Source organism: Mesorhizobium sp. M0048, assembly GCF_040323405.1.
Taxonomy (GTDB): Bacteria; Pseudomonadota; Alphaproteobacteria; order Rhizobiales; family Rhizobiaceae; genus Mesorhizobium.
On sequence record NZ_JAMYUV010000014.1, the window covers coordinates 1 to 21,445 of the forward strand.

23 protein-coding genes are annotated in these 21,445 nt (G+C 63.7%); 19 read left to right on the top strand and 4 right to left on the bottom strand.

Annotated features, from left to right (window positions below; all coding sequences use genetic code 11):
• Window positions 1–271: 271 nt before the first annotated feature.
• Genes ehuC through doeB form a run of 7 tightly spaced genes read left to right on the top strand, consistent with a single transcriptional unit; the run spans window position 272 to window position 6,593 of the window.
• Entirely contained in the window at window positions 272–931 is a 660-nt protein-coding gene (gene ehuC / locus NKJ84_RS15080; RefSeq protein ID WP_352507092.1) for an ectoine/hydroxyectoine ABC transporter permease subunit EhuC, read from the top strand.
• A gap of 16 nt (window positions 932–947) precedes the next feature.
• The gene (gene ehuD / locus NKJ84_RS15085; RefSeq protein WP_254819480.1) at window positions 948–1,607 is read left to right on the top strand and encodes an ectoine/hydroxyectoine ABC transporter permease subunit EhuD; all 660 of its coding nucleotides are present in this window, start codon (window positions 948–950) and stop codon (window positions 1,605–1,607) included.
• A complete protein-coding gene (gene eutA / locus NKJ84_RS15090) occupies window positions 1,604–2,377 on the top strand; it encodes an ectoine utilization protein EutA (RefSeq protein WP_352507093.1) in 774 nt (257 codons plus the stop codon). Before ehuD ends, eutA begins: the two co-directional genes overlap by 4 nt.
• Before the next feature lie 10 nt (window positions 2,378–2,387).
• Entirely contained in the window at window positions 2,388–3,380 is a 993-nt protein-coding gene (eutB, locus tag NKJ84_RS15095; RefSeq protein ID WP_352507094.1) for a hydroxyectoine utilization dehydratase EutB, read from the top strand.
• The gene (eutC, locus tag NKJ84_RS15100; RefSeq protein WP_352507095.1) at window positions 3,377–4,369 is read left to right on the top strand and encodes an ectoine utilization protein EutC; all 993 of its coding nucleotides are present in this window, start codon (window positions 3,377–3,379) and stop codon (window positions 4,367–4,369) included. Before eutB ends, eutC begins: the two co-directional genes overlap by 4 nt.
• Before the next feature lie 38 nt (window positions 4,370–4,407).
• A complete protein-coding gene (gene doeA / locus NKJ84_RS15105) occupies window positions 4,408–5,586 on the top strand; it encodes an ectoine hydrolase DoeA (RefSeq protein WP_352507096.1) in 1,179 nt (392 codons plus the stop codon).
• Between the two features lie 5 nt (window positions 5,587–5,591).
• A complete protein-coding gene (doeB, locus tag NKJ84_RS15110) occupies window positions 5,592–6,593 on the top strand; it encodes a N(2)-acetyl-L-2,4-diaminobutanoate deacetylase DoeB (RefSeq protein WP_352507097.1) in 1,002 nt (333 codons plus the stop codon).
• Window positions 6,594–6,690: 97 nt separating this feature from the next.
• Here the strand turns inward: doeB and NKJ84_RS15115 are convergent, their stop codons facing one another.
• Window positions 6,691–7,350 carry a GntR family transcriptional regulator gene (locus tag NKJ84_RS15115; RefSeq protein ID WP_352507174.1) on the bottom strand — a complete coding sequence of 220 codons (660 nt, stop codon included), beginning with the start codon at window positions 7,348–7,350 and terminating at the stop codon, window positions 6,691–6,693.
• 322 nt (window positions 7,351–7,672) lie between these two features.
• On the opposite strand from NKJ84_RS15115, the gene NKJ84_RS15120 reads away from it, so the two are divergent.
• Genes NKJ84_RS15120 through atzF form a run of 8 tightly spaced genes read left to right on the top strand, consistent with a single transcriptional unit; the run spans window position 7,673 to window position 15,940 of the window.
• Window positions 7,673–8,800 carry a BMP family ABC transporter substrate-binding protein gene (locus NKJ84_RS15120; RefSeq protein WP_352507098.1) on the top strand — a complete coding sequence of 376 codons (1,128 nt, stop codon included), beginning with the start codon at window positions 7,673–7,675 and terminating at the stop codon, window positions 8,798–8,800.
• Between the two features lie 20 nt (window positions 8,801–8,820).
• Window positions 8,821–9,945 carry an ABC transporter permease gene (locus NKJ84_RS15125; RefSeq protein ID WP_352507099.1) on the top strand — a complete coding sequence of 375 codons (1,125 nt, stop codon included), beginning with the start codon at window positions 8,821–8,823 and terminating at the stop codon, window positions 9,943–9,945.
• Window positions 9,945–10,871 carry an ABC transporter permease gene (locus NKJ84_RS15130; protein WP_352507100.1) on the top strand — a complete coding sequence of 309 codons (927 nt, stop codon included), beginning with the start codon at window positions 9,945–9,947 and terminating at the stop codon, window positions 10,869–10,871. The genes NKJ84_RS15125 and NKJ84_RS15130 overlap by 1 nt, the downstream gene beginning before the upstream one ends.
• Before the next feature lie 14 nt (window positions 10,872–10,885).
• A complete protein-coding gene (biuH, locus tag NKJ84_RS15135) occupies window positions 10,886–11,587 on the top strand; it encodes a biuret amidohydrolase (RefSeq protein WP_254819471.1) in 702 nt (233 codons plus the stop codon).
• Window positions 11,588–11,639: 52 nt separating this feature from the next.
• Window positions 11,640–13,124, top strand: coding sequence for an ABC transporter ATP-binding protein (locus NKJ84_RS15140; RefSeq protein WP_352507175.1), 1,485 nt, complete (start codon window positions 11,640–11,642; stop codon window positions 13,122–13,124).
• On the top strand, window positions 13,124–13,792 hold the full coding sequence (locus NKJ84_RS15145; RefSeq protein WP_352507101.1) for a cysteine hydrolase family protein: 669 nt from the start codon (window positions 13,124–13,126) through the stop codon (window positions 13,790–13,792). The genes NKJ84_RS15140 and NKJ84_RS15145 overlap by 1 nt, the downstream gene beginning before the upstream one ends.
• On the top strand, window positions 13,785–14,135 hold the full coding sequence (locus tag NKJ84_RS15150; RefSeq protein WP_352475666.1) for a cupin domain-containing protein: 351 nt from the start codon (window positions 13,785–13,787) through the stop codon (window positions 14,133–14,135). The genes NKJ84_RS15145 and NKJ84_RS15150 overlap by 8 nt, the downstream gene beginning before the upstream one ends.
• On the top strand, window positions 14,132–15,940 hold the full coding sequence (atzF, locus tag NKJ84_RS15155) for an allophanate hydrolase (RefSeq protein ID WP_352507102.1): 1,809 nt from the start codon (window positions 14,132–14,134) through the stop codon (window positions 15,938–15,940). Before NKJ84_RS15150 ends, atzF begins: the two co-directional genes overlap by 4 nt.
• 5 nt (window positions 15,941–15,945) lie before the next feature.
• Here atzF and NKJ84_RS15160 read toward each other — a convergent pair whose 3' ends face one another.
• Window positions 15,946–16,503 carry a cytochrome c gene (locus NKJ84_RS15160; protein WP_352507103.1) on the bottom strand — a complete coding sequence of 186 codons (558 nt, stop codon included), beginning with the start codon at window positions 16,501–16,503 and terminating at the stop codon, window positions 15,946–15,948.
• A 17-nt stretch (window positions 16,504–16,520) separates the two neighbouring features.
• Window positions 16,521–17,063: a phosphatase PAP2 family protein gene (locus tag NKJ84_RS15165; protein ID WP_352507104.1), complete on the bottom strand. Its 543-nt coding sequence runs from the start codon at window positions 17,061–17,063 to the stop codon at window positions 16,521–16,523.
• Between the two features lie 41 nt (window positions 17,064–17,104).
• On the opposite strand from NKJ84_RS15165, the gene NKJ84_RS15170 reads away from it, so the two are divergent.
• Window positions 17,105–17,587: a DUF2127 domain-containing protein gene (locus tag NKJ84_RS15170; protein WP_352452336.1), complete on the top strand. Its 483-nt coding sequence runs from the start codon at window positions 17,105–17,107 to the stop codon at window positions 17,585–17,587.
• Between the two features lie 42 nt (window positions 17,588–17,629).
• Here NKJ84_RS15170 and cueR read toward each other — a convergent pair whose 3' ends face one another.
• Window positions 17,630–18,028, bottom strand: coding sequence for a Cu(I)-responsive transcriptional regulator (gene cueR / locus NKJ84_RS15175; protein ID WP_352452335.1), 399 nt, complete (start codon window positions 18,026–18,028; stop codon window positions 17,630–17,632).
• A 253-nt stretch (window positions 18,029–18,281) separates the two neighbouring features.
• Between cueR and NKJ84_RS15180 the strand changes: the two genes are divergently transcribed.
• The 3 genes from NKJ84_RS15180 to NKJ84_RS15190 are packed head-to-tail and all read left to right on the top strand — an operon-like array spanning window position 18,282 to window position 21,276.
• Window positions 18,282–19,349, top strand: a complete 1,068-nt coding sequence (locus NKJ84_RS15180) for a type III polyketide synthase (protein WP_352507106.1) — start codon at window positions 18,282–18,284, stop codon at window positions 19,347–19,349.
• Window positions 19,346–20,059 (top strand): methyltransferase domain-containing protein, encoded by a 714-nt coding sequence (locus NKJ84_RS15185; RefSeq protein WP_352507107.1) that lies wholly within the window; start codon window positions 19,346–19,348, stop codon window positions 20,057–20,059. Before NKJ84_RS15180 ends, NKJ84_RS15185 begins: the two co-directional genes overlap by 4 nt.
• A complete protein-coding gene (locus NKJ84_RS15190) occupies window positions 20,056–21,276 on the top strand; it encodes an NAD(P)/FAD-dependent oxidoreductase (RefSeq protein WP_352507108.1) in 1,221 nt (406 codons plus the stop codon). The genes NKJ84_RS15185 and NKJ84_RS15190 overlap by 4 nt, the downstream gene beginning before the upstream one ends.
• Window positions 21,277–21,445 lie beyond the last annotated feature (169 nt).

Here is a 21,445-nt window from a genome sequence, read left to right on the forward strand (position 1 = left end):
CAAGGCAGGAAATGGCAGTCGCTCCTTCGCTCAACTGCCTCTCCAAAGAATCCTTTCTCAGCCTAAACTCAACCCCAAAATCGCCATATGCGATTCCCCTGCCGTTCACGGAGAGAAGGAGGCCCGAAAGGGCCGGAGGAGGGGCAGCACAAATTTCTGCCAAACGGGCTCTGCCCCTCATCTGCCTGCCGGCTTCTTCTCCCCGTGAACGGGGAGAGGGAGGCTGAAGCCAACGTCTCGCTGGACATTCAACGCGGAAACTCTCGACCCAATGACCCAATGGTCCGGCTATTTCGGCCTGATATTGCAAGGAGCACTCGTCACCATCGAGTTGACGCTGATGGGGTCAGTGCTGGCCTTGGTCATGGCCTTTCTTGCCGGGCTAGGGCGGCTGTCGCGGTTTTTCGTGCTGCGCGCGCTGGCCACCGCCTATATCGAGTTCTTCCGCGGCACCTCGATCTTCGTGCAGCTGTTCTGGGCCTATTTCGTGCTGCCTTTCGCCGGCATTTCGCTGACGCCGCTGCAGGCCGGCGTGCTGGCGCTGGGCCTCAATGTCGGCGCTTATGCGGCGGAAGTCGTGCGCGGCGCCATCAAGTCGATCGGCCGCGAACAATATGAGGCCTGCACCGCGCTCAATCTCGGCCGCTGGCAAGCCATGCGCCATATCATCCTGCCGCAAGCGCTTTTGGTGATGCTGCCGACCTTCGGCAACAACGCCATCGAGCTGCTCAAGGCCACCGCCGTCGTTTCGTTGATCTCGCTTGCAGACCTGACCTTCCAGGCGCAGGTGGTTCGCTCGCAAACCGGCAATACACTGGTGCCGTTCAGCACCATCCTCGTCATCTATTTCGTTCTGGCGCTGCTCATCTCCTGGGGCGTGCGGTCGCTGGAACGCCGTATGGCTCGTGGCCTGGACGGGGTCCGCCTATGATGGATCGGGCCTGCTAATGGAATGGGATTGGGATTTTGTCCGGCAGATCCTGCCGACGCTGATCGAGGGAGTGAAGATCACCATCCTGGCGACGCTGCTCGGCTCGGTGCTGGCGGCCGTCGTCGGGCTGGGCATTGCGTTGGCGCGCCGTTCGCCGAACCGGGCCCTGTCGCGCACCGTCGGTTTCGTTGCCGAATTCATCCGTGGCACGCCGCTGTTGGTGCAGCTCTATTTCATCTTCTACGTGCTGCCGGATTTCGGCGTCCTGTTGCCGCCGTTGGTGGCGGGCGTCATCGGTCTCGGACTGCACTACGGCACTTACACCGCCGAGGTCTACCGCGCCGGCATCGACAATGTGCCGCGCGGCCAATGGGAAGCGGCCAAGGCCTGCAATCTGAATGCCACGCAGACCTGGACGCACATCATCATTCCGCAGGCGATCCCGCCGATGATCCCGGCGCTTGCCAATTATTTCATCGCCATGTTCAAAGAGACGCCGCTGCTGTCGGCGATCACCGTGCTGGAACTGATGAACCAGGCCAAGAGCGTCGCCAACACCTATTATCGGTATATCGAACCGATCACCTTGGTCGGCGCTTTCTTCCTCGCCATCAGCCTGTTCTCGGTGGTGTTGCTGCGCTGGCTGGAACACCGTTATGGGCGGATCGAACGATGAGCGCTGCACCCGATATCCGCCTGCGCTCGGTCCGGCCGCCGCTCGATGCGCGTCCGCTGGAAAAGCGGGTCGGCCTGATCATCCTTGCCACCGACCATACCAGCGAACCGGATTTTCACCGCATGGTGGCAAGCGATCGTATCGGCGTCTATGTCGCGCGCATCCCCTACGCCAATCCGACGACGCCGGACAATTTGCGCAAGATGCAGCCGTCACTGACGGCGGGGGCGGCCCTCATCCTGCCCGACGAGCCGCTCGATGCGATCTGCTATTCCTGCACCTCGGCCTCCGTCGTGATCGGCGATGCCGAAATCGAGGCGGCGGTGCAGGCCGCCAAGCCCGGCGTGCCGGTGGTCACGCCGCCGATGGCCGGCGTGCGCGGCCTGAAGGCGCTGGGCGCCAGGACGGTCAGCATCCTCACCCCTTACACGGTCGAGACCAGCCGGCCGATGGCGACCTATTTCACCGAGCATGGATTCGAGATCGCCAGTTTTACTTGCCTCGGCTTCGAGGATGATCGCGAGATGGCGCGGATTGCGCCGAAATCCTTGGTCGATCTGGCCCGTGATGCGATGGCCTCGCAGGCCGACGCGCTGTTCGTGTCCTGCACGGCGCTGCGGTCGGCGGCGGCAGTTGTCGGCATGGAAGAGGCTATCGGCCGCCCCGTCGTCACCAGCAACCAGGCAACGGCCTGGAATTGCCTGCGCCTTTGCGACGACGACGAGCCGCGCCCTGAATTCGGCCGTCTGATGACGCTGCCGCTGAACTGATTGATGAGCCATGACCGCTTCCCAGATAAGCCTCCCCGATATCCGCGCCGCGCGCGAGCGCATCGCAGGCAAGATCGAGCGTACGCCGACCGTTCCTTCCCGGAGTCTTTCTCAGCACTTGGACGCTCCTGTTTATCTCAAGCTCGAACATCGGCAGACCACCGGCGCCTTCAAGCTGCGCGGTGCCTCGAACGCTATCGCTTCGCTGACAGAAGAGGAGAAGGCGCGTGGCGTCGTCGCCGCCTCGACCGGCAACCACGGTCGGGCGCTTGCCTATGCCGCACAACTGCAAGGCATCCACGCGACGATCTGCATGTCGCGGCTGGTGCCGCAGAACAAGCTCGACGAGATCCGCCGGCTCGGCGCCGAGATCCGCATCGTCGGCAACAGCCAGGACGATGCGCAGCGGGAGGTCGAACGGCTGGTCGCGGAAGACGGGCTGATCATGCTGCCGCCCTTCGACCATCCTGCCATTGTCGCCGGGCAAGGCACGCTCGGGCTGGAGATCATCGAACAGGTTCCTGATGCCGCCCTTGTGCTGGTGCCGCTGTCTGGCGGTGGGCTGGCGGCTGGCGTTGCCGCTGCCGTCAAGGGCGTCAGCCCGGCGACGAAGGTCGTCGGCATCTCGATGGCGCGCGGTGCGGCGATGAAGGCGAGCCTCGACGCCGGGCACCCGGTGCTGGTCGAGGAACTGCCGACGCTGGCGGACTCGCTCGGCGGCGGCATCGGCCTCGACAACCGGCTGACCTTCTCGATGTGTCGTGACCTGCTCGATGATGTGATCCTGCTCAGCGAGGACGAGATCGCCACCGGCATCCGCCATGCCTATGAACAGGAGCGCGAGATCGTCGAAGGCGCCGGCGCGGTCGGCATCGCAGCCGTGCTTGCCGGCAAGGTCAGGGTGAGCGGCCCGACGGTGCTCATTCTGTCCGGCCGCAACATCGACATGGCACTGCACCGCAAGATCATCTGCGGCGAAGCAATTGCGGAGAGCGCAGCATGAGCCGTATGACGATCCTCACCGAAGCTGAATTGCGCAAAATCGTGAAGCTCGATCTTGATGCCGTCGCCTGCGTCGAGAACGCGTTTCGGGCGCTCGCTACCTTGCCGGTGGCGATGCCGTCTATCTTGCGGCTGGACATTCCAGAGCATCGCGGCGAGGTCGACGTCAAGACCGCCTATGTGCCGGGCATCGACGGTTTTGCGATCAAGATCAGCCCAGGTTTCTTCGACAATCCGAAGCTCGGCCTGCCCAGCGTCAACGGCATGATGGTGCTGCTGTCGTCCAAAACCGGATTGATCGAGGCGCTGCTGCTCGACAATGGCTATCTCACCGACATCCGCACCGCCGCCGCCGGTGCGGTCGCCGCCAAACATCTGTCGCGGGCGGACTCCTCCGTCGCCGCGATCTTCGGCGCCGGTGTTCAGGCCGGACTGCAGCTCGAGGCGCTGATGCTGGTGCGGCCGATCACGGAAGCCCGCATCTGGGCAAGGGATGCCGCCAAGGCCGAAGCCGCGGCAGACGCATTGTCCGAAAGACTGGGCATCGCCGTTCACGCCGAGCCCGACGCGGCAAAGGCTGCGGCCGATGCCGACATCATCGTCACCACGACGCCGTCGACCGAGCCGCTGATCAAGCCCGGCTTCGTCTCCGCCGGCCAGCATATCACTGCCATGGGCTCGGATGCCGAGCACAAGAACGAGATCGCGCCGGCGATCCTGCGCATGGCCGATCTCTACGTTGCTGACATCGCCAAGCAGACGCGGCGCCTGGGCGAACTGCACCATGCCATCGCGGCGGGCGTGATGGCGGCCGATGCCGAGATCACCGAGCTTGGCCATATCATCGCCGGCGAAAGGTATGGCCGGCGCTCGGACAGCGACATCACCATTGCCGATCTGACGGGCACAGGCGTGCAGGACACGGCAATCGCCACGCTCGCCCGCGACCGGGCGCGTGCGGCCAAGACCGGTACGATTTTCGAAAGCTGATGCTGGCCGCAAGGCCCAACAAACGAGGACCAAGAACAATGCAGCCAAATTTGAAATTCTCGCGCGGCGAATATGCGGAGCGCCTCGCCAAGACGCGGAAGGCGATGGAGGCCAAGGGCGTCGATCTGCTGATTGTCAGCGATCCGTCCAACATGGCCTGGCTGACCGGCTATGACGGCTGGTCGTTCTATGTGCACCAGGCCGTCATCGTGCCGCCGTCGGGCGAGCCGGTGTGGTACGGGCGCGGCCAGGACGCCAACGGCGCCAAGCGCACCGCCTATCTCGCGCACGACAACATCGTCGGCTATGCCGACAACTACGTGCAGTCGACCGAGCGCCATCCGATGGATTTTCTGTCCGGCGTGCTTTCCGATCGCGGCTGGGGGAAGCTCCGCATCGGTGTCGAGATGGATAATTACTGGTTCTCCGCCGCTGCCTTCGCATCGCTGCAGAAGCACTTGCCCAATGCCCGCTTCGTCGATGCCACGGCGCTGGTCAACTGGCAGCGCGCGGTGAAGAGCCCGACCGAAATCGATTACATGCGCAAAGCCGCCCGCATCGTCGAAGCGATGCACCAGCGCATCGTCGACAAGATCGAAGTCGGCATGCGCAAATGCGACCTGGTCGCCGAGATCTACGATGCCGGCACGCGCGGCGTCGACGGCGTCGGCGGCGACTATCCGGCGATCGTGCCGCTGCTGCCGTCGGGCGCCGACGCATCGGCGCCGCACCTGACCTGGGACGACCGGCCGATGAAATCGGGCGAGGGTACCTTCTTCGAGATCGCCGGCTGCTACAACCGCTATCACTGCCCGCTGTCGCGCACCGTTTTCCTCGGCAAGCCGACGCAGGAGTTCCTCGACGCCGAAAAGGCGACGCTGGAAGGCATGGAGGCGGGACTTGCCGCCGCCAAGCCCGGCAACACATGCGAGGACATCGCCAACGCCTTCTTCGCGGTGCTGAAGAGATACGGCATCGTCAAGGACAACCGCACCGGCTACCCGATCGGGCTTTCCTATCCGCCTGACTGGGGCGAGCGCACGATGAGCCTGCGTCCGGGCGACCGCACCGAGTTGAAGCCCGGTATGACCTTCCATTTCATGACCGGCTTGTGGCTCGAGACGATGGGCTTGGAAATCACCGAATCCATCCTGATCACCGAGACGGGCGTCGAGTGCCTGGCAAATGTGCCGCGCAAACTGGTGGTGAAGAATTGAGCCCGATGTCCAGCCTTCGCCCGTCACCGATCACGCCGACCGTCGATTTCGAGCGCGACGGGGTTCAGCACGGTTTCCTGCGCCTGCCTTACAGCCGCGACGATTCCGCCTGGGGATCGGTCATGATCCCGATCTGCGTCATCCGCAACGGCAAGGGGCCGAGCGCATTGCTGACCGGCGGCAATCATGGCGACGAGTACGAGGGGCCGCTGGCGCTCTATGACCTCGCCCGTACGCTCGACCCGAAGCAAGTCAGCGGCACGGTCATCATCGTGCCGGCGATGAATTATCCGGCGTTCCGCGCCGGCACCCGCACCTCGCCGATCGACAAGGGCAATCTAAACCGCAGCTTTCCCGGCCGGCCCGACGGCACGGTGACCGAGAAGATCGCCGATTATTTCCAGCGCGAGCTTCTGCCCCGCACCGACATCGCGCTCGATTTCCACTCCGGCGGCAAGACGCTCGACTTCGTGCCGTTCTGCGCTGCCCACATCCGGCCTGACAAGGTGCTGGAAGCGAAGGGGTTCGCGGCGGTCGAAGCGTTCTCCGCGCCTTGGTCGATGAAGATGCTGGAGATCGATGCGGTCGGCATGTTCGACACTGCCGCCGAAGAGATGGGCAAGCTGTTCATCACCACCGAGCTCGGCGGCGGTGGGACTTCGCGCGCCGAAACGGTGCGGATCGCGCGGCGCGGCGTGCTCAACGTGCTGCGCCATGCCGGCATCGTCGCCGGCGCGGTCGAGATGCAGCCAACCCGCTGGCTCGACATGCCGTCCGGCGATTGCTTCTCGTTCGCCGAGGACGACGGGATGATCGAAACGATGATCGATCTCGGCGAGCCGGTGGTAGAAAACCAGGTGATGGCACGCATCCATTCCATAGGCCGCACCGGCGGCGCTCCGCAGGAGATCCGGGCCAAAATGTCCGGTCTGTTGGCCGCGCGGCATTTTCCGGGGCTGGTCAAGGCCGGCGACTGCGCTGCCGTGGTCGCCGTGCTGGTCGATTGAGGGCTAGAGCGGGATGCGTTCAACGGCCATCCCGCTCTATCTGTTTGTTTAGCCGCATTTCTGCGACGCCAAGTGATTCACTTGGCTGCAAAATGCTCTAGGAAGCCGATGTCGGGACCGGCTCGGCCTTGCCTTTGGGGCGATCGCCGATGGCAAAGACGGCGCTCGCCTCGCTGACGATCGAGACATGATCCTTGGCGGCTATTCCGGCGGCCGTACTGTCGCCGCGCATGATTGCGGTGACGATGGCGTCATGCTCCTGCCACGACTGGGCCAGCCGGCCGGGCAGCATGAATTGCGCGCGCCGGAACGGCGCCAGGCGGCCGCGCGTCATGACGGTCAGTTCATAAATGTGCTTGCTGTGGGCGCCGCGATAGAGCCGGGTGTGGAATTGGGTGTTGAAAAGCTCATACTCTTCTTCGGCTCCGAGCTGCACCAAGCGCGCCGAGGCCTGGTGCTCGGCCTCCAGCGTGTGGCGCTCGCCCGCCGTCATGCGCTCGGCCGAGAAGCGCGCGCAGATCGCTTCAAGCTCGGCCATGCTCTCGAACATCGAGGCGAGGTGCTCCTGCGTCACCACGGCGACGGTGGCGCCGCGGTTCGGCCGCCTTTCGACCAGTCCCATAGCACTGAGCCGGCTTAGCGCTTCCCTGATCGGCGTGCGTGAAACGTCGAAGCGGGCGGCGAGCGAGGCTTCGTCGAGTTTTTCGCCGGGACGCAGGAAACCGGTGACGATCCGGTCGCTGATCGCCCTCACCATCTGATCGACGGTCGTGCCCGACCTGATCAAATTGCGCTTTCCCGACACGTCTCCTCCGTCCAGTCTTTTCGCTAGAGCCGTGAGCCACTCACCGGCTTCGATTCCTCGCTGCTCTGTATGCCTATGTTTTAGCCTTCATGTCAAATTGACGACTTTGGAGGCAAAAAGTGTATGCAATTGCTCTGGCTTTGTGCAGTCCACATCCATGCACTCATTGATATTGCTGAATAAATCCAATTTCTGAAACTGGCACGCTGATTGCATACACTTCTCTCATTGAGGTGTTAACCGGCCCCAAAAGGCCCCATAGAGGGAGCATTCAATGTCCGAGAGATTCATGCTTAGCCGTCGCGAGCTGCTCAAGACGTCCGCCGTCGGAGCGGCGCTCGGCCTTGCGTCCGCATCGTTTCCGATCAGCAGGGCCTTCGCCGCGACGGCCACCGTCGGCTTCATCTATGTCGGGCCAAAGGACGATTACGGCTATAACCAGGCGCATGCCGAAGGCGCCGCCACGCTGAAGAGGATTGAAGGCATTTCCGTGGTCGAAGAGGAGAACGTGCCTGAGACCGTTGACGTCCAGAAGACGATGGAATCGATGATCAATCTCGACGGTGCGTCGCTGATCTTCCCGACCTCGTTCGGCTATTTCGATCCGCACATGCTGGCCATGTGCGCGAAATTCCCCGACGTGCAGTTCCGCCATTGCGGAGGCATGTGGAGCAAGGACAAGCATCCGATGAATGCCGGCTCCTATTTCGGCTATATCGGCATGGGCCAGTATCTGAACGGCGTCGTCGCCGGCCACACCAGCAAGACCAAGAAGCTCGGCTTCGTCGCGGCAAAGCCGATCCCGCAGGTGCTGCTCAACATCAATTCCTTCCTGCTCGGCGCGCGCTCGGTCGACCCGACCATCACCTGCCAGGTGATCTTCACCGGCGAGTGGTCGCTGGCGGTCAAGGAGGCGGAGGCCGCCAATGCGCTGGTCGACCAGGGTGCCGACGTCATCACCTGTCATGTCGACAGCCCCAAGGTGGTGGTCGAGACGGCGGCCGGGCGTGGCGCCTTCGTCTGCGGCTATCATGCCAACCAGAGCCCGCTGGCGCCGGAAAAATACCTGACCGGCGCGGAATGGAACTGGGCCAAGGTCTACAAGATGTTCGTCGACGATCTGGTGGCCGGCACGCCGCTGCCCAATTTCACGCGCGGCGGCCTGGCCGACGGCTTCGTCAAGATGAGCCCGCTCGGCCCCGCCGTCGGTGACGCCGCCCGCAAGCAGTTCGACGGCACGCTGGCCGAAATGATGAAAGGCGGATTTTCCGTCATCAAGGGTCCGCTGAAGAGCAACAAGGGCGTCGTCGTCGCGACCGAGGGCCAAGCCTTCGTCGAGACCGCGCTCGAACTCGAAAGCATGGACTACCTGGTCGAGGGCGTCGTCGGTTCGACCGCCTGAACCGGATCGGAGACGGGGCTATGGCAGACACGGTCGGCACTGCGGGCGCACCGGCGCTGTTTGGCGCCAGGAATTATCCGGCGGCGCTCGAATGGGCGGCGCGGCGGGCGGAAGCCTTCGTCATACCGCTCGCGGCGCTGATCGTCGGCATGGCGCTGTTCAGCGTGTTCATCGCGCTGGTCGGCAAATCGCCGGTGCAACTCTTCGAGACGATGTGGCGTGGCGGCTTCGGCTCGTGGTTCTCGATCCAGAACTCGCTGTCGCGGGCAGCACCGCTTTTATTGGCAGCGCTCTGCGTGGCGCTGCCGGCACGACTTGGCCTTGTCGTCATCGGCGGCGAAGGCGCGATCGTGCTGGGCGGTGTTGCCGCCGCCGCCATCGGCGTGGCAGTGAATGGCGCGCCGGCTTTTCTGGTCATCCTGCTGATGGGCGCGGCGGGCGTGGTCGCCGGCGGCATCTGGGTCGGTGCCGTCGGCGCACTCCGCCACTACCGCGCCGTCAACGAAACCATCTCCAGCCTGCTGATGGCCTATATCGCCATCGCGGTGATGAACCATCTGGTCGAAGGGCCGCTGCGCGATCCGGCCTCGCTCAACAAACCCTCGACCGAGCCGCTGGCGGATGCCTACCGCATCGGCAACATTCCAGGCATGGACGTGCACTGGGGCCTTATGCTCGGTATCGTCGCCTGCGTCCTGTCCTGGCTGCTGATCGAAAAGACGCGCTGGGGATTTGCCGCCCGCATTGCCGGCGGCAATGTCAGGGCGGCCCAGGTGCAGGGGCTTGCCGTCGGGCCGCTGATCGTCGGCTTCACCGGGCTCGCCGGCGGCTTTGCCGGGCTGGCCGGCATGCTGGAGGTCGGCGCCGCGCAAGGCAGCGCCAACGCCTCGCTCGCCGCCGGCTATGGTTATACCGGCATCCTCGTCGCCTTCCTCGCCCGCCACAATCCGCTCGCCATCATCCCGGTCGCTTTCCTGCTCGGCGGCATCGGCGCTTCCGGCGGGCTGATCCAGCGCCGCATGGACCTGCCCGACGCCACCGTGCTGGTGCTGCAAGGCATGCTCTTCGTCGTCATCCTGTTCAGTGAAACTTTTTACGGCCGCTTCAAGGTCTTCAATCCCGATCTGTGGAAGAGGGGCTCCTGATGGACGCGACCGAGATCGGCCTGTGGGGCGTGCCGCTCGCCATTCTCGGCGGCGCCATCCGCGTTTCGACGCCCTTCGTCTTCGTCTCGCTTGGCGAAGCCATCACCGAGCGCTCCGGCCGCATCAATCTCGGCCTCGAAGGCACGCTGGTCTTCGGTGCCATGACCGCCTACGCCGTCGCGGTGATGACCGGCTCGCCATGGCTCGGCCTGTTGGCCGCCGCAGGTGCCGGTCTTTGCTTCGGCTTGTTCCACGGCTGGATCTGCAAATTCCGCGGGGTGAACGACATCGCCATCGGTATCGCGCTGATGCTGTTCGGCTCCGGTCTCGCCTTCTTCTTCGGCAAGCCGTTCATCCAGCCCTCGGCACCAGACCTGCCGGCCATCGCCTTCGGTGGCTGGTCGGATATTCCGCAGGTGCAGGCGGCGCTCAACGTCAACATCCTGTTCCTGATCGGTGCGGCACTTGCCGTGTTCCTGTGGTGGGCCTTCCGCAACACGCGTGCCGGCCTGATCGTGCGCGTCGTCGGCGACAGCTCCGATGCGGCGCGCGCCATGGGCCTCAATCCCAACACCGTGCGCCTGCTTGCGACAGGTGTCGGCGGTGCGCTCGCCGGCATCGGCGGCGCCTATCTGTCGCTCTACTATCCCGGCAGCTGGACCGAACGCATCTCGTCGGGGCAGGGGCTGATGGCGGTGGCGCTGGTCATCTTCGCGCGCTGGAATCCGCTCGGCTGCTTTGCCGCGGCACTATTGTTCGGCGGTGCGGGCGCGCTGGGCCCGGCACTGCAATCGGTCGGGGTGACGCAGGGCTACTATCTCTTCTACGCCGCGCCTTACATCCTCACGCTCATCATCATGATCGCCACCTCGTCGCCGAGCCGCTCGCTTGCCGGCGCGCCGGGCGAATTGTCGATCACCAAATAACTGGAGTTTTTCCGATGAACGCCAGAGCCGAGATCACCCAGCGCTACATCGATGCCGATCCCTATCCATGGCCCTATAATGGCGAGCTGCGGCCAGACAATACGGCGCTGATCATCATCGACATGCAGACCGATTTCTGCGGGCCGGGCGGCTATGTCGATCATATGGGCTACGATCTTTCGCTGGTGCGGGCGCCGATCGAGCCGATCAAGTCGGTGCTCGCAGCCATGCGGGCCAAGGGCTACACCATCATCCACACGCGCGAGGGCCACCGGCCCGATCTCGCCGACCTGCCGGCCAACAAGCGCTGGCGCTCGCGCCGCATCAATGCCGGCATCGGCGACCCCGGACCATGCGGGCGCATCCTGGTGCGCGGCGAACCCGGCTGGGACATCATCCCCGACCTCTATCCGGCGGTGGGCGAACCGATCATCGACAAGCCGGGCAAGGGCTCGTTCTGCGCCACCGACCTCGAACTGATCCTGCACCAGCGCGGCATCGAAAACATCGTGCTGACCGGCATCACCACCGATGTCTGCGTCCACACGACGATGCGCGAGGCCAACGATCGCGGCTTCGAATGCGTGATGCTGGAGGATTGCTGCGGCGCGACCGATTACGGCAACCATCTTGCCGCGATCAAGATGATCAAGATGCAGGGCGGCGTGTTCGGCGCGGTGTCGAACTCGGCATCCTTCGTCGCGCAGCTGCCGTGAGGACACGATCTTGAGCGGAGCCAAGAAAGCCGTCGGCGTCGAGACCATCGGCATGACCATGCGCTTCGGCGCCTTCACCGCGCTGGACGACGTCTCGATAAAGGTGCCGGCGGGATCGTTCCATGCGCTGCTCGGCGAAAACGGCGCCGGCAAGTCGACGCTGGTCAAATGCATGATGGGTTTTTATCACCCGACCGCCGGCGACATGCTGGTCGAAGGCCGCGAGGTCGCGATCGCCAGTCCCAAGGACGCTTCGGCGCTAGGGCTCGGCATGGTCTATCAGCATTTCACGCTCGTCCCGTCGCTGACCGGCGCGGAGAATCTGGTTATTTCGCGCGAGAAGGTGCCCGGGGTCATCGACTGGCGCAAAGAGCGCGCCGCACTTGCGCAATTCATGCAGCGTATGCCGTTCAAGCTGCCGCTCGACGTCAAGGTGGCCGAACTCGCGGCCGGCGAGAAGCAGAAGCTCGAAATCATCAAGCAGCTCTATCTCGGCCGCAGTTTCCTGGTGCTCGACGAGCCGACCTCGGTGCTCACTCCCGGCGAAGCGCAGGAGGTGCTTGGGCTGGTGCGCGACATGACAAGGAGCGGCGACCTTACGGTGCTGATGATCTCGCATAAATTCCACGAGGTGACGGCGTTTGCCGACGACATCACAGTGCTGCGCAAGGGCAGACTGACCGGAACCGGGAAGGTCTCCGACCTTTCCCACAAGCAGATGGCGGCGATGATGATCGGCGACCAGCCGATTTCAGCGCTCGACAGTCGTGCTCCGGTGCCGGCTGGAGCCCGGCAGGTGCTTACGGTGAAGTCGCTAAAGGCGCCCGACCGCACCGGCTTGAAAACCATCGACATCGGCGAACTCGATGTTAAGTCCGGCGAGATCGTCGGCGTTGCCGGCATTTCCGGCAACGGCCAGAAGGAGTTTCTCGAAGTCCTTGCCGGACAGCGGGCGCGCAATGCCGGCGACATTCTGGTGAAGGGCTCGCCCTATGGCGCCAGCCGCAGCGAGGCGCGCACGCTCAATGTCCGCTTCATTCCGGAGGAACCGTTGCGCAATGCCTGCGCACCGAAGATGACGGTCGCGGAAAACATGGCCTTCCGGACCTTCGACCTCGACGAGGCCGGCAAGCCGGTCAGCTGGATCAGGATGAGCGCGATCAGGGACTACGCGGCGCGTCTGGTTGAACAGTTCAAGGTCAAGACCGCCTCGCTCGCTTCGCCGATTTCGTCGCTGTCGGGCGGCAATGTGCAGCGCGCGGTGCTGGCGCGCGAGCTGACCGGCGAAGTCGATCTTCTGATCGTCTCCAACCCGTGTTTCGGCCTCGACTTCTCCGCCGTGGCCGAAATCCGCGCCCGTATCATGAAGGCGCGCAATGCCGGCGCCGCGGTGCTTCTGATGTCGGAGGACCTCGACGAACTGCTTGAACTTTCGGACCGCATCTTCGTCATGTCCGACGGTGCGCTGGTCTACGAGACGCCGATCGCGCAGGCGAGCGTGCAGACGATTGGCGAGCACATGGCGGGACATCTTTGATGGCGGAGATCGAGGCGCTGCCGTTTCCGTTTGCCTTCAAGCCTGAGACGATGGCGCTGGTCGTCATCGACATGCAGCGCGATTTCGCCGAGCCGGGCGGCTTCGGCGCCAGCCTCGGCAACGACGTCAGCCGGGTCACGGCGATTGTGCCGACGGTGAAGAGGCTGATCGAGGGGTTCCGCACCGCCGGCCTGCCGGTGATCCACACGATGGAGTGCCACAAGGCAGACCTTTCGGATCTGCCGCCGGCCAAGCGCAACCGCGGCAACCCATCGATACGGATCGGCGACGTCGGGCCGATGGGTCGCCTGCTGATCGTGGGCGAGCCGGGAACGGCGATCCTCGATGAACTTGCGCCACTGCCTGGCGAGATCGTCATCGAAAAACCCGGCAAGGGCGCATTCTATGCCACCACCTTCGGCGACGACCTAAAGCGGCTCGGCGCACAGCAATTGGTCTTTGCCGGAGTGACGACGGAGGTCTGCGTGCAGACGACGATGCGCGAGGCCAACGACCGCGGCTATGATTGCCTGCTCGCCGACGATGCGACGGAGAGCTATTTTCCCGAGTTCAAGGCGGCAGCGCTGGCCATGATCAGGGCGCAGGGCGCCATCGTCGGCTGGACCGCAACGACCGATCAGGTGCTCGAGGGAATTTCCAATGCCTAACATTGCATACCGGGCTCTCATTCAAGGGGGCTGGCGCGACCTGCCGTTCGAGCATTTCCGCGATGGCATTACGGTGCATTGGCTGCTCAAGGGCGGACCGACGGAACCGTCGGTGGCGATCCTGAACTACCGGGCGGGCGCCGGCGTGCCGCGTCATCGCCATGCCGGGCTGGAAACGATCATCGTGCTGGAAGGCACACAGAGCGACGAGAACGGCGATTATGCCGCGGGCAGCGTGATCCTGAACCCGGTCGGAACCGAGCATTCGGTGTGGACAAAAGACGGCTGCGTCGTACTCATCCAGTGGAACCTGCCGGTAGTCATTCTGGACGAGGCCAAATGAGCGACATCCGCTTCGATATAGCGAGCTTGCACGCCGCCTATCAGGCCGGCGCCGCCGTCGGCGAGGTGATCGATACGATCCATGCGCGGCTCGCGACAGCCGACGATCCGGGCATCTTCATTCATCTGGCGAGCAGGGCGGAGATGCTTGCCGAAGCAGAAAAGCTCGGCCCGTTCGACCCCGTGTCAAAGCCGCTGTGGGGCGTACCATTCGCGGTCAAGGACAACATCGATGTCGCCGGCATGCCGACGACGGCAGCATGTGCGGAATATGCCTACTTGCCGGTAAGAGACGCCAACGTCGTCGCACGCCTCAAGGCCGCCGGCGCGCTGGTCGTCGGCAAGAGCAATCTCGACCAGTTCGCCACCGGCCTCGTCGGCGTGCGCACGCCCTATCCGATCCCGAGGAACGCGATTGATCCAAAACTGGTGCCAGGCGGCTCGTCTTGCGGCTCGGCCGTGGCGACGGCACGCGGCATCGTCTCGTTCGCGCTCGGCACCGACACCGCCGGCTCGGGGCGCATACCCGCCGGCCTCAACAACATTATCGGGCTGAAGCCGAGCGTCGGCGCGCTGTCGGCCGCCGGCGTCGTGCCGGCCTGCCGGACACTAGACTGCGTCTCGGTGTTCGCGCTCACCGTCGACGACGCCTACAGGGTGTTCGAGATCGCGGCGGCAAAGGACAACGCCGATCCCTATTCGCGCGACTTCGCCATTCAGGCCCTTGCCGCGCGCCCGCCGGTGCTGACGGTCGGCGTGCCGGCCGGGGCCGACTGGACGTTCTTCGGCGACCAGGCGATGCAGGCGGGCTTCGAGGCCGCTCTTGCCGCGCTGGAAGAGCTGGGCTGCAGGCTGGTCGAAATCCCGTTCGGCGATTTCTACGCCACCGCCAATCTGCTTTACGAGGGCGCCTGGGTGGCGGAGCGTTACGCCGCGATCAAGGACTTCATGGAAGCCAACGAGGCGGCCATGCATCCGGTGACGCGGCAGATCATCGGCGGTGCGCGAAAACTTTCCGCCGCGGACGCCTTCAACGGGCTCTATGCCTTGCAAGGCTACAAGGCCAGGCTTGCGCCGGTCATCGCCTCGGTCGACCTATTCTGTGTGCCGACCGCGCCGACCCACTACACAGTCGAGGCGGTTCTCGCCGATCCGATCGTCACCAACAGCCGGCTCGGCACCTACACCAACTTCGTCAATCTGCTCGACATGTGCGGCATCGCCGTGCCGACCGGAACACGCAGCGACGGTTTGCCGATGAGCGTCACCTTGCTTGCCGCGGCGGGCAAGGACCATCTGACGGCGTCGCTTGCGCAGGATGTCCATGCGGCAAGCGGCCTTGCGCTGGGCGCTACAGGCTGGCCGCTGCCGCCGCGTGGCGATGTTCGCGTCGACGTGGACGAGGGCACGATCGAGCTGGCCGTGGTCGGCGCGCATCTATCGGGGATGGCGCTGAACGGCCAGTTGCAGCAGCTCGGCGCGATTTTCGCCCGGGGGGCAAGAACGGCGCCGCTCTACCGGCTTTACGCGCTTGCCGGCCAGTCGGTGCCGCGACCGGGGCTCGAACGGATCTGCAATGGCAAGGGGGCAGCGATCGAGGTCGAAGTCTGGCGGCTCTCGCCACAAGCGTTCGGGCGCTTCGTCGCCGCGATCCCGCCGCCGCTCGGCATCGGGACGCTTCTGCTTGATGACGGAACTTCGCCGAAAGGCTTCCTCGTCGAAAGTGCCGGCCTCACCGATGCAAAGGAGATTTCGCATTTCGGCGGCTGGCGCAATTTCATGGCGGGTCAGCTGCAGCGGAGCTGACGCTATCACTCGACCTTTTGCCGGAATTTCGAATGGCAGCTCGAGCAATCCTGCAAGATGAGATGCAGGAGGTGCTCCGCCGGCAATTTAGTGGGATCGGCTTCCGCGAGTGATGGTCGCTTGCCAAGCAGGCTGCCACCGCCCATCGCCAGGCCGGAACCCATTCTCATGTCGTCGGTGATGCGCGGCGGCGCCCGCTCGGCGTCGGAGGCCAAGGCGCTGGCCAGCGTCCCGATGTGGCGAGCCAGCTCTTCGAACTCCGCGCGGGCGGGGTCGATATCCGGCTTGGCGCCTGAAGGCGCGCCCAATGTCGCGCTGGGGAATTCGGCAATCAGGGCACGGCCGGTGCGGGCGCGGATGGTCTCGGCCGCCGCCTTGAAGGCTGCGGCGTCGTACGCCTGCTTGCCGTCGAACATCCCAGCGATCGCCTTTGCCGCCGCGGCCATTTCCTTCATCGAGGCCTGGCGAGCCTCGATGACCGCATCACGACCCGAATGGGCGGCGGCGAGCACGACAGAGACGCAGGCAAGCGACAGGACCGCTATGATAGCTGCTCGTCTCATCGTTGGCACATAAGGAGCTAGAGAATTCTTGTGACCAGACTGTCCAGTCGGGAGTTCTCGCGATAGGCCAATCGGACCACAACGGCACCTAAGACGCCAGTGATGGCACCGCCTATCACGTCGGTGAGATAGTGGGTGCCGATATAAATTCTCGACCAGCAGATCAGCAATGCCATGATGGAGAGGGCCAGCGTCCGGCGCGGCAGACCTTGCATTGCAAGAGCCGCAACAACCGCAAAGCTGGCTGTCGCGTGGTCGGAGGGAAACGACCAGTCGGCGCTGGGCGCAATCAGCAGATGCGTCACGCCGGCATCGTAGGGCCGCAGCCGGTGGACGAATAGCAAAATGAACTGATTGATCGCCAGACCGAGCAGGAACGCCAAGCCGGCGGACAAGGCAGCATGGCGCACATGGTAGCGGTCGGCCTTTGCCCACCATTGCAGGGCAACAGCCAGCACCATCAGCGGAACGCCGATTTGTGAGACGGCGATCATTGCCTTATCAAGAAAAGGGCTGATCCCGGCTGCCGCGTTGATCCAGTGGGTTAGGGCTGCATCCATCGTTTCTCGTTTCCGCTGTTGTCGATCGCAAGGTGAATTTTGTGAAAGCAGTAGACGAACGCCGCATCCATCAGATTTTCGAGCTCAGCATCTGGCTTAAAGGGGCGCATGCCCTGATCGAATGCGTGGGCGGGATCCTGCTTTATGTCGTCACCACCGACGCCATTGCCTCCTGGGTCAATACATTCACCCAAGAGGAATTGATCGAAGATCCGAACGATTTCATAGCTGGCTATCTGTCGCAGATGGCAAGCCACTTTTCCGTCGCCAGCAAGGAGTTTTATGCCTTCTACCTGCTTAGCCACGGCCTGATAAAACTGCTGCTCGTTGTCGGGCTTTTGAGAGGCAAGCTGTGGTCGTATCCGGCATCGCTTGCGGCGCTGGGCGCATTTATGTTCTATCAAGTCTACCGCTACTCCTACACCCATTCGTTCGGCCTGCTTGTCCTGACCGTATTCGATGCTGTCGTCATGGTGCTGATCTGGCATGAATGGAAGGTCGTGCGGCAGCACAAGCCGGCATGACAGCGAAGTTCGCACGTCAGCCGCTCCGATTTTCAATCCACCTCACTGGGCGACGCCTTGTCCTGCCAGCTCGTCGATGATCGGGCAATCCGGCCGCTCGTCGCCGTGGCAGTGACTGACCAGATGGTGGAGCAAGCCGCGCAATCCGACCAGTTCGGCGATCTTCCTGTCGATCTCCACCAGCTTGGCTTTCGCGATCGCCTTCACGTCGGCGCTGTCACGTTCCCTGTCCTGGTACAGCGAGAGCAACTGGCGGCATTCGTCGACCGAAAACCCCAGGCTTCGCGAGCGCTGCAGGAAGCGCAGCCGGTGAATATCGGCCGTCGAGTAATCGCGATAGCCATTGTCTGTCCGGGCCGGATGCAAGAGCCCGATGTCCTCGTAATAACGGATCGTCTTGGACGGCAGGCCGGATTTTTCGGATGCGATACCGATGTTCATGGCGGAAATCTCCTTTGTCAGAGGAAATAGACCTTCCAGTAGATGGAAGGTCAACATGATGTGGCGATTTTGGATGCCCGACGCAACCGCCCACCGGCTCCAACCGTTTGCCTGCCAACAGCACGTGCTGAACCTTCGGGAAGAAATCAGTTTTCGGAAACGTTATCGAACAGCTCAATCCGGTGTTCGACATCGGTGTCAATAACCAAAGACCCTCCGGCGGCACACCGTGCATACGCCGAGGAGACAGAATATGTCCGTCAAAGCCTATATCAACCGGATCGCGACAGCGGTGCCGGAGCACGAGGTTCATCAATTCTACCTGCGTTTTGCGGCCTCGATGCTCGCGGCCGATCGCCGGAGGATCTTCGAACGCATGGCCGATCTTGCCGGCATCGAGCACCGCTATTCCTGCTTTGCGCCGGCGTCCGACCCCGAGGGACCGTCCGCCGACCTAGCGGGGACGTTCATCCGCGGTGCGTTTCCCGGAACGGCGATGAGAATGGCAATGTTCGACGATGCAGCACCTGTTCTGGCGCAAAAGGGCATCGACGGATTGCAGCTTGGCGACGACGCCTCCCGCATCACCCATTTGATCGTCACCACCTGCACCGGTTTTTCGGCGCCGGGCATCGATCTCGAACTGGTTGCCCGGTGTGGGCTGCCGGATAGTGTCGAACGCACGATGATCGGGTTCATGGGTTGCTACGCGGCAATCAACGGCCTCAAGCTGGCCCACCACATCGTCCGCTCCGACCCACAGGCCAAGGTCCTGCTGGTCAATATCGAGCTCTGCACGATGCATCTGCGCGAAACCACTGAACTCGAAAAACTGCTGTCGTTCTGCCTTTGGGGTGACGGCTGCGCGGCCGCGCTCGTGACCGCCGAGCCGGCCGGCATCGAGCTCGATAGCTTTCACTGTCTGGTGGCGAGGGAGCGGCGGGAGCTGATGCGCTGGAACATTCGCGACCACGGCTTCGAAATGGTTCTTTCCGGCCAGGTTCCGGCAGCCATTCATGAAGCGTTGCGGAGCAACCAGGCCGCCATCCTCGGCGGTCGATCGGCGGAAGACATCGACCTTTGGGCCGTGCACCCGGGTGGACGTTCGGTTCTCGACGCCGTCGAAAGGGCCCTGAAACTGGTGTCCACCGCGCTGGACCCATCGCGCGAGGTGTTGCGCCGGTATGGGAACATGTCGTCCGCGACCGTCATGTTCGTGATGAAGGAGATGTTGAAGGCGCCACCCGGCCTGCTCGGCTGCGGCATGTCGTTCGGACCAGGATTGACGGCGGAAACCATGCTCTTTCGAACGGTGTCATGAGCGGCCTGGAGCGTCGGCAGCTTGCGCCGGAAATCCTCGACGGACTTGCTGCCGACGATCCGCGAGCGCTTGTCGCGCGCCGCGACCTTCGTCGCATCAATATGCTGATGTTTCAGGCGCCGATCATGACGTCGTTGCTCAGGAGGTTCGTGCCAAAACCGCCACGCCGCATCCTGGAGATCGGCGCCGGCGATGGCTCCTTCATGCTGGCGGTGGCGCGGCGCATGGCCAGGCATTGGCCCGGGGTCGAACTGGTAATGCTCGACCGCGTCGACCTTGTCACGGCGCAACTGCGCGGTGATTTCGACAGGCTGGGATGGAAGGCCGAAGGCGTCACCGCCGATGTCTTCGACTGGGCAGGAAAGATCGAGGGCGTGCGGTTCGATGCCATGACCGTCAATCTGTTTCTGCATCATCTCGACGATGCGAAGCTCGTGCGTCTGTTTTCGCTGATCAGGCCGAAAGCCCCGTTGCTCATCGCGACAGAGCCGCTGCGGGCGAAACTGGCGCTGGCCGCGACCCGTCTTCTCCCGGCAATCGGCGCCAACGACGTCACACGAAACGACGCGGCTCAGAGCGTGCGTGCCGGCTTTCGCGGCAGCGAGCTTTCCGGCCTCTGGCTTGCGGCCAACGGCAAACCGGTCGAGGAACGGCGCGCTGGCCTGTTTTCCCATATCTTCGTCGGCGCCAGCGCCAGTAACGAGCCATGACGCGATTGTCGACCCATGATGCGATCATCATAGGCGCCGGCCCGGCGGGCACATCTGTCGCGCTCACGCTGGCCCGGCGCGGATGGGCCGCGGCCATTGTGGAGAAGACCGCATTTCCGCGCCGCAAGGTCTGCGGCGAATACATCTCGGCAAGCAATCTTGCGCTTCTCGACCAGCTGGAGATCGGCGATGCCTGGCGTGCCAATGCCGGCCCCGAAATCCGCCGCGTCGGTTTGTTTTCCGGTGAGACCTCCGTCGAGGCTGCAATGCCTGGTGCAGGAGCTGGGTCTCGTGCGAAACACGGCTTCGGCCGGGCGCTCGGCCGGGACATTCTCGACTCTCTGCTTCTACAGGCGGCGCGATCGGCGGGCGTCGAAATCTTCCAGCCCTGCCGCGCCGTCGCCATCGACCGGGATGGTGAGATGCAACGTGTACGAGTTCAGGCCGGGGATGAAGCGGTGATGTTGCGTGCGCCGGTGATTGTCGCCGCACACGGCTCCTGGGAGCCGGGACCATTACCCAGCCAGCTCGCAAAGACCAATCGGCCGTCGGACTTGCTCGGCTTCAAGGCGCATTTCACCGGGTCGTCGCTCGCACCGGATTTGATGCCTCTGCTGGCTTTTCCCGGCGGCTATGGCGGCATGGTCTCGGCGGATCATGGACGGTTGTCGATCTCGTGCTGCATTCGCCGCGATGTGCTCGCGCGGCTGCGTAAACAACATGACCCCGAACACCGGAGCCATGTGTCAGCCGCCGATGTGGTCTCGCGCCATCTCATGAATTCATGCCGGGGCGTGCGAGACGCCCTGGAACCGGCGCACCTCGACGGCCCGTGGCTTGCCGCGGGTCCGATCCGGCCGGGAATTCGCTCCTGCTACGAACAGGACATCTTCCGGGTCGGCAATGCAGCCGGAGAGTCTCATCCCGCTATCGCCGAGGGCATCTCGATGGCGCTTCAGTCCGGCTGGCTGCTGGCTAGCGAACTCGCATCCGCGCCAAGTGGCCAAGCGGGGCGCGAGGCCGCCGCCAGACGCTACGAGGCGGCCTGGAAAAGACTGTTTTCGACCCGGGTCTACGCTGCCGCTGCTATTGCCGGAATTGCCCTTCGCCCCGGCAGCGCCACCGCGATGGCGGCGATCGTCCGGAATTTCCCGCAGGCGCTGACATTGGGCGCGCAACTGAGCGGCAAGACCAAGCCGGTTCCCGGCTTTGCCTGACGAGCGGCGCGCATGAGGGCACGCCCAAAACAGGGTGACCATCCTGTTTTGGCTCGCAGGTGTTTTGGTGACAGACGTGCCATGTTCGGCCTAGGCTGGCCTCAAAGCCTGCGAGATCGAGACGGTCGAGGAACGGGACGCCCAGCAATAACATTAACGCCATCACATC

Excerpts from the sequence above, each read along its gene's own strand:
- ehuC (WP_352507092.1), top strand. The coding sequence starts at position 272 with ATGACCCAATGGTCCGGCTATTTCGGCCTGATATTGCAAGGAGCACTC.
- ehuD (WP_254819480.1), top strand. The coding sequence starts at position 948 with ATGGAATGGGATTGGGATTTTGTCCGGCAGATCCTGCCGACGCTGATC.
- eutA (WP_352507093.1), top strand. The coding sequence starts at position 1,604 with ATGAGCGCTGCACCCGATATCCGCCTGCGCTCGGTCCGGCCGCCGCTC.
- eutB (WP_352507094.1), top strand. The coding sequence starts at position 2,388 with ATGACCGCTTCCCAGATAAGCCTCCCCGATATCCGCGCCGCGCGCGAG.
- eutC (WP_352507095.1), top strand. The coding sequence starts at position 3,377 with ATGAGCCGTATGACGATCCTCACCGAAGCTGAATTGCGCAAAATCGTG.
- doeA (WP_352507096.1), top strand. The coding sequence starts at position 4,408 with ATGCAGCCAAATTTGAAATTCTCGCGCGGCGAATATGCGGAGCGCCTC.
- doeB (WP_352507097.1), top strand. The coding sequence starts at position 5,592 with ATGTCCAGCCTTCGCCCGTCACCGATCACGCCGACCGTCGATTTCGAG.
- NKJ84_RS15115 (WP_352507174.1), bottom strand. The coding sequence starts at position 7,350 with ATGGTGAGGGCGATCAGCGACCGGATCGTCACCGGTTTCCTGCGTCCC.
- NKJ84_RS15120 (WP_352507098.1), top strand. The coding sequence starts at position 7,673 with ATGTCCGAGAGATTCATGCTTAGCCGTCGCGAGCTGCTCAAGACGTCC.
- NKJ84_RS15125 (WP_352507099.1), top strand. The coding sequence starts at position 8,821 with ATGGCAGACACGGTCGGCACTGCGGGCGCACCGGCGCTGTTTGGCGCC.
- NKJ84_RS15130 (WP_352507100.1), top strand. The coding sequence starts at position 9,945 with ATGGACGCGACCGAGATCGGCCTGTGGGGCGTGCCGCTCGCCATTCTC.
- biuH (WP_254819471.1), top strand. The coding sequence starts at position 10,886 with ATGAACGCCAGAGCCGAGATCACCCAGCGCTACATCGATGCCGATCCC.
- NKJ84_RS15140 (WP_352507175.1), top strand. The coding sequence starts at position 11,640 with ATGACCATGCGCTTCGGCGCCTTCACCGCGCTGGACGACGTCTCGATA.
- NKJ84_RS15145 (WP_352507101.1), top strand. The coding sequence starts at position 13,124 with ATGGCGGAGATCGAGGCGCTGCCGTTTCCGTTTGCCTTCAAGCCTGAG.
- NKJ84_RS15150 (WP_352475666.1), top strand. The coding sequence starts at position 13,785 with ATGCCTAACATTGCATACCGGGCTCTCATTCAAGGGGGCTGGCGCGAC.
- atzF (WP_352507102.1), top strand. The coding sequence starts at position 14,132 with ATGAGCGACATCCGCTTCGATATAGCGAGCTTGCACGCCGCCTATCAG.
- NKJ84_RS15160 (WP_352507103.1), bottom strand. The coding sequence starts at position 16,503 with ATGAGACGAGCAGCTATCATAGCGGTCCTGTCGCTTGCCTGCGTCTCT.
- NKJ84_RS15165 (WP_352507104.1), bottom strand. The coding sequence starts at position 17,063 with ATGGATGCAGCCCTAACCCACTGGATCAACGCGGCAGCCGGGATCAGC.
- cueR (WP_352452335.1), bottom strand. The coding sequence starts at position 18,028 with ATGAACATCGGTATCGCATCCGAAAAATCCGGCCTGCCGTCCAAGACG.
- NKJ84_RS15180 (WP_352507106.1), top strand. The coding sequence starts at position 18,282 with ATGTCCGTCAAAGCCTATATCAACCGGATCGCGACAGCGGTGCCGGAG.
- NKJ84_RS15185 (WP_352507107.1), top strand. The coding sequence starts at position 19,346 with ATGAGCGGCCTGGAGCGTCGGCAGCTTGCGCCGGAAATCCTCGACGGA.
- NKJ84_RS15190 (WP_352507108.1), top strand. The coding sequence starts at position 20,056 with ATGACGCGATTGTCGACCCATGATGCGATCATCATAGGCGCCGGCCCG.